This is a genomic window from Arthrobacter sp. Dra40 (genome assembly GCF_059091905.1).
The window spans coordinates 1-5,220 of record NZ_JBNHHB010000294.1 but is presented as its reverse complement, the minus strand read 5'-3'; the positions used below and the strand labels follow the sequence as shown (position 1 = coordinate 5,220).

General features: G+C 68.3%; 5 protein-coding genes and 1 riboswitch. All 5 genes read left to right on the top strand.

What is annotated here, in order from left to right:
* The first annotated feature begins 235 nt into the window (after positions 1 to 235).
* The 5 genes from AC5RWT_RS34210 to rpe are packed head-to-tail and all read left to right on the top strand — an operon-like array spanning position 236 to position 4,987.
* Positions 236 to 1,105, top strand: coding sequence for a cytochrome (locus AC5RWT_RS34210; protein WP_494084104.1), 870 nt, complete (start codon positions 236 to 238; stop codon positions 1,103 to 1,105).
* Positions 1,106 to 1,163: 58 nt separating this feature from the next.
* A complete protein-coding gene (gene def / locus AC5RWT_RS34205) occupies positions 1,164 to 1,760 on the top strand; it encodes a peptide deformylase (RefSeq protein WP_494084103.1) in 597 nt (198 codons plus the stop codon).
* A gap of 17 nt (positions 1,761 to 1,777) precedes the next feature.
* A complete protein-coding gene (gene fmt / locus AC5RWT_RS34200; protein WP_494084102.1) occupies positions 1,778 to 2,707 on the top strand; it encodes a methionyl-tRNA formyltransferase in 930 nt (309 codons plus the stop codon).
* On the top strand, positions 2,704 to 4,284 hold the full coding sequence (locus AC5RWT_RS34195) for an RsmB/NOP family class I SAM-dependent RNA methyltransferase (protein WP_494084101.1): 1,581 nt from the start codon (positions 2,704 to 2,706) through the stop codon (positions 4,282 to 4,284). The genes fmt and AC5RWT_RS34195 overlap by 4 nt, the downstream gene beginning before the upstream one ends.
* Positions 4,285 to 4,330: 46 nt before the next feature.
* Positions 4,331 to 4,987 carry a ribulose-phosphate 3-epimerase gene (gene rpe / locus AC5RWT_RS34190; RefSeq protein ID WP_494084105.1) on the top strand — a complete coding sequence of 219 codons (657 nt, stop codon included), beginning with the start codon at positions 4,331 to 4,333 and terminating at the stop codon, positions 4,985 to 4,987.
* An 88-nt stretch (positions 4,988 to 5,075) separates the two neighbouring features.
* Positions 5,076 to 5,220: riboswitch (FMN riboswitch) on the top strand.

Below are 5,220 nucleotides of genomic sequence, written 5' to 3'. Positions count from 1 at the left end.
ATTGGCGCAGTGGTAGCGCGCTTCGTTCACACCGAAGAGGTCACTGGTTCGAACCCAGTATCGCCCACCTCAGCATGACATCCCGGCCAGGCACAGCTTGGCCGGGATGTTCGCGTTTAAGCGACGGCCGCCGGCGGCGGTGGAGGCGGGCTGCCGCTTCCCGTCCACGTGCTGAGGGTTCCCCTCCACCAGGCTGCGGACCGGAACCGTCAGTAGAACCTGAGAAGATTTCCTTATGACTGCACCACTCCTTGCGCATGCCACCACCCACGGCCGGATGTACGCGCGCTCCACCACGGAGCCACCGTCGGTCCCCTCCATCACCACCGTGATCGCACAGGAGCCGACCACGCTGGACGGCTGGTTTGCCCATATGGCGGCCACTTCGCTGGCCTCCGATGTGAGGCTGGCCGATGCTGCGGGAGACCCTGGACGGCTGCGCACCTTGGCGAAGGAAGCAACACTGGCGGCCGACCGCTACCGGGATGCCGCAGCGCTGCGCGGGGACCGGGTCCACGGGTACTGCGAACAGGTGGCGCTGCGGGCCCTGGGGAAGAACCACGATGTCGCAGGGGCCCGGGAATCGCTCAAGGCTAATGGCGAAGAAGGTTTCGCCGCCAGGTTCGACGAGTGGTGGCAGCTCTACGACGTGGAGCCAATAGCCCCGGAGATCACGGTCTGGAACCAGGAGGTGGGCTACGCCGGCACGCTGGACCTGGTGGCCCGGATCGGCGGGCGGACCTGCCTGATCGACTTCAAGACCAAAGGCACGGACCGTAACGGCCAGGTCAAGGCGCTCAATGACAAAGTGGTCATGCAGCTGGTGGCGGGCATGAAGGCACAGGAGTCCTTGGTCGACGGCGCGGAGGGGAACTGGGAGCCCTGGGCCCACGGAGACGATCCGCTGCTCCTGGGCGTGGCAATCGGGGAGACGGAAGTCCGGCCCATGCGCGCCAATCCCGAAGTGCTGCGGTGGCACTGGTACCGGTTCTGCTCGCTGCGGCGGGCCTGGGAGACGCGCCTGCAGGTGTCCGAAGCAGGCCGTGCCCTGCTGCCGGTCGCACCGCCGGCCGCCGCCCTGCAGGCCGCCCGGCAAGCCCACTAAACTGGACCGGAAGCACCAACGGCAGGGCACGCAAAGCAACAGTGAGGACAAGTACTACATGGCAATCCTGAGCATCCGGATTATCGGCGACCCCGTCCTGCGGACCAAGGCGGAACCGGTGACCGGGTTCGGGCCGGAGCTGGCCAAGCTGGTGGCGGACATGGACGAAACCATGGAGGACGTCGAAGGCGCCGGGCTGGCCGCCCCTCAGGTGGGCGTCAGTCTGCGCGTCTTTACTTTCCGGGTGGACGGCAAGCGCGGCCACGTGATCAATCCGGTGCTCGAGCTCAGCGACGACTACCAAGAAGATGTGCCTGAAGGATGCCTGTCCATCCCCGCGCTGGCCTATCCCGTCCGCCGGCGCCGGTGGACGCGCGTGACAGGCCAGGACCTGCACGGCAACCCGGTGGAGTATGAGGGTGAAGGCATGCTGGCCCGCTGCTTCCAGCATGAGACCGATCACTTGGATGGTGTCCTCTACATTGACCATCTCACCGGCGAGGACCGTAAGAACGCGCTGCGCTCCATCCGGAACACCGGCTACAACGGCGTGGCCGGTGAAACCCAGGCCCAGCGTGCTGCCCACGTCGGCTCCGGGTTCGGCCGCGGAACAACACCGGCCGGCAGCGGGTCCTTCGGGCAGCCGCTGGCATGACGGAAAACGGCGGGCGCATGCGCGTCCTTTTTGCCGGCACGCCCGCAGTGGCTGTGCCGTCCCTCGATCGGCTCGTTGACGACGGTTTTAACGTTGTGGCGGTGCTCACGCGGGAGGACGCTCCGGTGGGACGCAAACGCGTCCTGACAGCTTCGCCAGTGGCTGCCCGGGCCGCCGGGCTTGGCATTCCGGTCATACGGGCCAACCGGATCGGGCAGGACACGATGGAAGCTATTCGGGCAGCCGCTCCGGAGGTGGCGGCCATTGTGGCCTACGGCGGCCTTGTGCCCGAGGCAGCGCTGGGCATGCCGGAACATGGATGGATCAACCTGCACTTCTCGCTTCTGCCGGCCTGGCGCGGTGCGGCGCCGGTGCAGCATGCGGTCATCCATGGAGACGATGTCACCGGTGCCTCTACTTTCCAGCTGGAGAAGGGGCTGGACACCGGCCCGGTGTACGGCACGCTGACCGAGACGCTGCGCCCGGAGGATACCAGCGGCGAAGTGCTGGACAGGCTCTCGCGCAGCGGCGCCGTGCTGCTGTCCCAGACGCTGGCAGCCGTGGGCGCGGGCAAAGCCGTGGCCGTGGCACAAACCGGCGAGGTGACTCTGGCGCCCAAGCTGTCCTTGGAAGACGGACACATTGATTGGCGGCAGCCCGCGCTGGCCATCCGCCGCCGCATCAACGGCGTTACCCCCGAGCCTGGCGCCTGGACCATGCTGGAGGGGCAGCGTTTCAAGCTGGGCCCGGTGCTTCCGCGCCCGGAGAATCGGGAGCTCACGCCGGGCGCAGTACAGCTCTCCGACGGCTCGACGCCGTCGGTGCTGGTGGGCACAGGTTCCCATGCCGTGCAGCTGGAAAGAGTGCAGCCGGCGGGCAAGAAGATGATGGATGCAGCAGACTGGGCCCGCGGGCTCGGGCAGCGTAAGGATGTGCACTTCGCATGAACGGCCGGAACGACGGCAGCCGGAACAGCGGCCGCGACAACAATGACAGCCGCGGACGCGGAAACCACGAAGGCGGCGGCCAGCGGGCCAACCGCCGCGATGCTGCGGGGCGGGAACGCAACCGCGGCGGCACGAGGCAATACTCACGGTCTGCTCCGTCACAGCGGACCCGGACAGCGGATCCTGCCCGGCTGGCCGCTTTCGAGGTGCTGCGCGCGGTGGAGCGGGACGACGCGTACGCGAACCTGGTGCTGCCGGCGAGCATTCGCAAACACCGGCTGGACAAGCGCGACGCCGGCTTCGCCACCGAACTGGCCTACGGCGCGCTGCGCGGTCTGGGCACCTACGATGCCATTCTGGCCCGCTGCGTCGACCGCCCTCTGGATCAATTGGACCCGGCGGTCCTGGATGCCCTGCGCCTGGGGAGCCACCAATTGCTCGCCATGCGCGTGCCTGCCCATGCTGCCCTGGACCAAACCGTCAGCCTGGCCCGCGCGGTCATCGGCGCGGGCCCCGGCTCGCTCATCAACGCCGTGCTGCGCAAGGTTACCGCCCGCGACCTGCGGGGCTGGACCGCGGAACTGACCGCGGGGGAGACCGACCCGGTCAAGGCTGCCGCGCTGGAACACAGCCATCCGGAATGGGTGGTGCGCGCCCTGCGGCAGTCGCTGGCCGGCCACGGCCGCAGCGTGGACGAGCTGGAAGACCTGTTGGCGGCCGACAACGCCGCCCCGGTGGTAAACCTGCTGGCACTGCCCGGTCTGGGCACCCTGGACGAGGCCATCGACGCCGGCGCCGAGCCAGGGGAGTTGGTCGAAGACTCGGCCCTGTTTGCCAGCGGCGACCTCGGCCGGCTGGCCAGCGTCCGGGCGGGGACCACGCGTGTTCAGGACGCCGGCTCGCAGCTGGTGGCACGGGCACTGGCTGCCGCCGGGCCGGTGTCTGCGGGCGAGCGCTGGCTGGATCTGTGCGCAGGCCCCGGCGGGAAGGCCGCCCTGCTGGGCGCGCTGGCTGCTCAGCAGGGCGCCACCCTCTTGGCCAATGAGGTGGCAGAACATCGTGCCGAGCTGGTGCGGAAGGCCTTGGCTCCGGTTCCGCCCGAGGTGTGGGACATCCGCACCGGAGACGGCCGCGAGATGGGCGAACAGTATGCCGGCCAGTTCGACCGGATCATGGTGGACGCGCCATGTACCGGGTTGGGAGCCTTGCGCCGCCGTCCGGAGTCCCGGTGGCGGCGGAAGCCCTCCGACGTCGCCCAGCTGGGCCCGTTGCAGCGCGACCTCCTCGAAGCGGCCGTCGGCGCCGCCAAGCCGGGTGGTCTGATCGCCTATGTCACGTGCTCCCCGCATCCGGCGGAGACGACGGCGGTGGTCGCCGATCTGCTGCGCCGCCACGCCGGTCTGGAACTGCTGGACACATCGTCCGTCCTCGACAGCGTCTCGCTGCCTGGCCATCTGGAAGCAGGACAGCCCGGCGCGGACGCTGTGGGCCGGGCCGGCGGGACGACCGCGCAGCTGTGGCCGCACCGGCACGGTACCGATGCCATGTTCATGGCACTGCTGCGCCGCACCACGTAACTCTCCCCACACCCCTACGACCTACAGACAGGCAGGCATGGCAGGCATGGCACAGTGCTGCATCAACCCCAGCATCCTCTCCGCGGATTTCGTCAACCTTGAAGCCGAACTGCAGCGCATCGGCACCGCCGATGCCGTCCACGTGGATGTGATGGACAACCATTTTGTGCCGAACCTGACCATCGGACTGCCGGTGGTGCAACGGATCCGGGAGGTCAGCAGCCTGCCGCTGGATGCCCACCTGATGATTGCCGACCCGGACCGCTGGGCGCCGGCCTACGCCGATGCCGGCATCGAATCGGTGACCTTCCATGTGGAAGCGGCGGCAGCTCCGGTGCGGCTGGCCCGGGAGCTAAGGTCCCGCGGAGCCAAGGCGGGCATGGCGTTGAAGCCGGCAACCGCCGTCGAGCCCTATCTCGACCTGCTCCCGGAGATGGACCTGCTGCTCATCATGACCGTTGAGCCCGGCTTCGGCGGCCAGGCATTCCTGGACGTGACGCTGCCGAAGATCCGCAAGGCCGCCGAAGCGGTCGCGGGCTCCGGGCTCCCGGTGGCCATCCAGGTGGACGGCGGTGTCACGGAAGAAACCATCGTGCGGGCTGCCGAGGCCGGCGCCACTGTTTTCGTCGCGGGATCTGCCGTGTACGGCCAGACGGATCCGGAGCAGGCCATCGCCTCGTTGCGGGCCGCTGCCAGCCGGTAGGACTGGCGCGCCTGTGACCGCTGTGACACAAGGTGACGGGAATGCAGGTTCCCCCGAAGCAGTTATGAGAGCATAGTTACGCAAACACAACGTGCTCCGGGGTCGGTGTAAGTCCGAACCGGCGGTTATAGTCCGCGACCCGTCGCCGAAAGTTCCACCCGGAACCCGAGGCCACGGTTGAACCGGTGGAATTCCGGTACCGACAGTTAAAGTCTGGATGGGAGAAGCACGTA

Bases quoted from the DNA above. Each gene is read 5' to 3' on its own strand.
- rpe (WP_494084105.1), top strand. From the start codon at position 4,331: ATGGCACAGTGCTGCATCAACCCCAGCATCCTCTCCGCGGATTTCGTC.
- fmt (WP_494084102.1), top strand. From the start codon at position 1,778: ATGCGCGTCCTTTTTGCCGGCACGCCCGCAGTGGCTGTGCCGTCCCTC.
- AC5RWT_RS34210 (WP_494084104.1), top strand. From the start codon at position 236: ATGACTGCACCACTCCTTGCGCATGCCACCACCCACGGCCGGATGTAC.
- def (WP_494084103.1), top strand. From the start codon at position 1,164: ATGGCAATCCTGAGCATCCGGATTATCGGCGACCCCGTCCTGCGGACC.
- AC5RWT_RS34195 (WP_494084101.1), top strand. From the start codon at position 2,704: ATGAACGGCCGGAACGACGGCAGCCGGAACAGCGGCCGCGACAACAAT.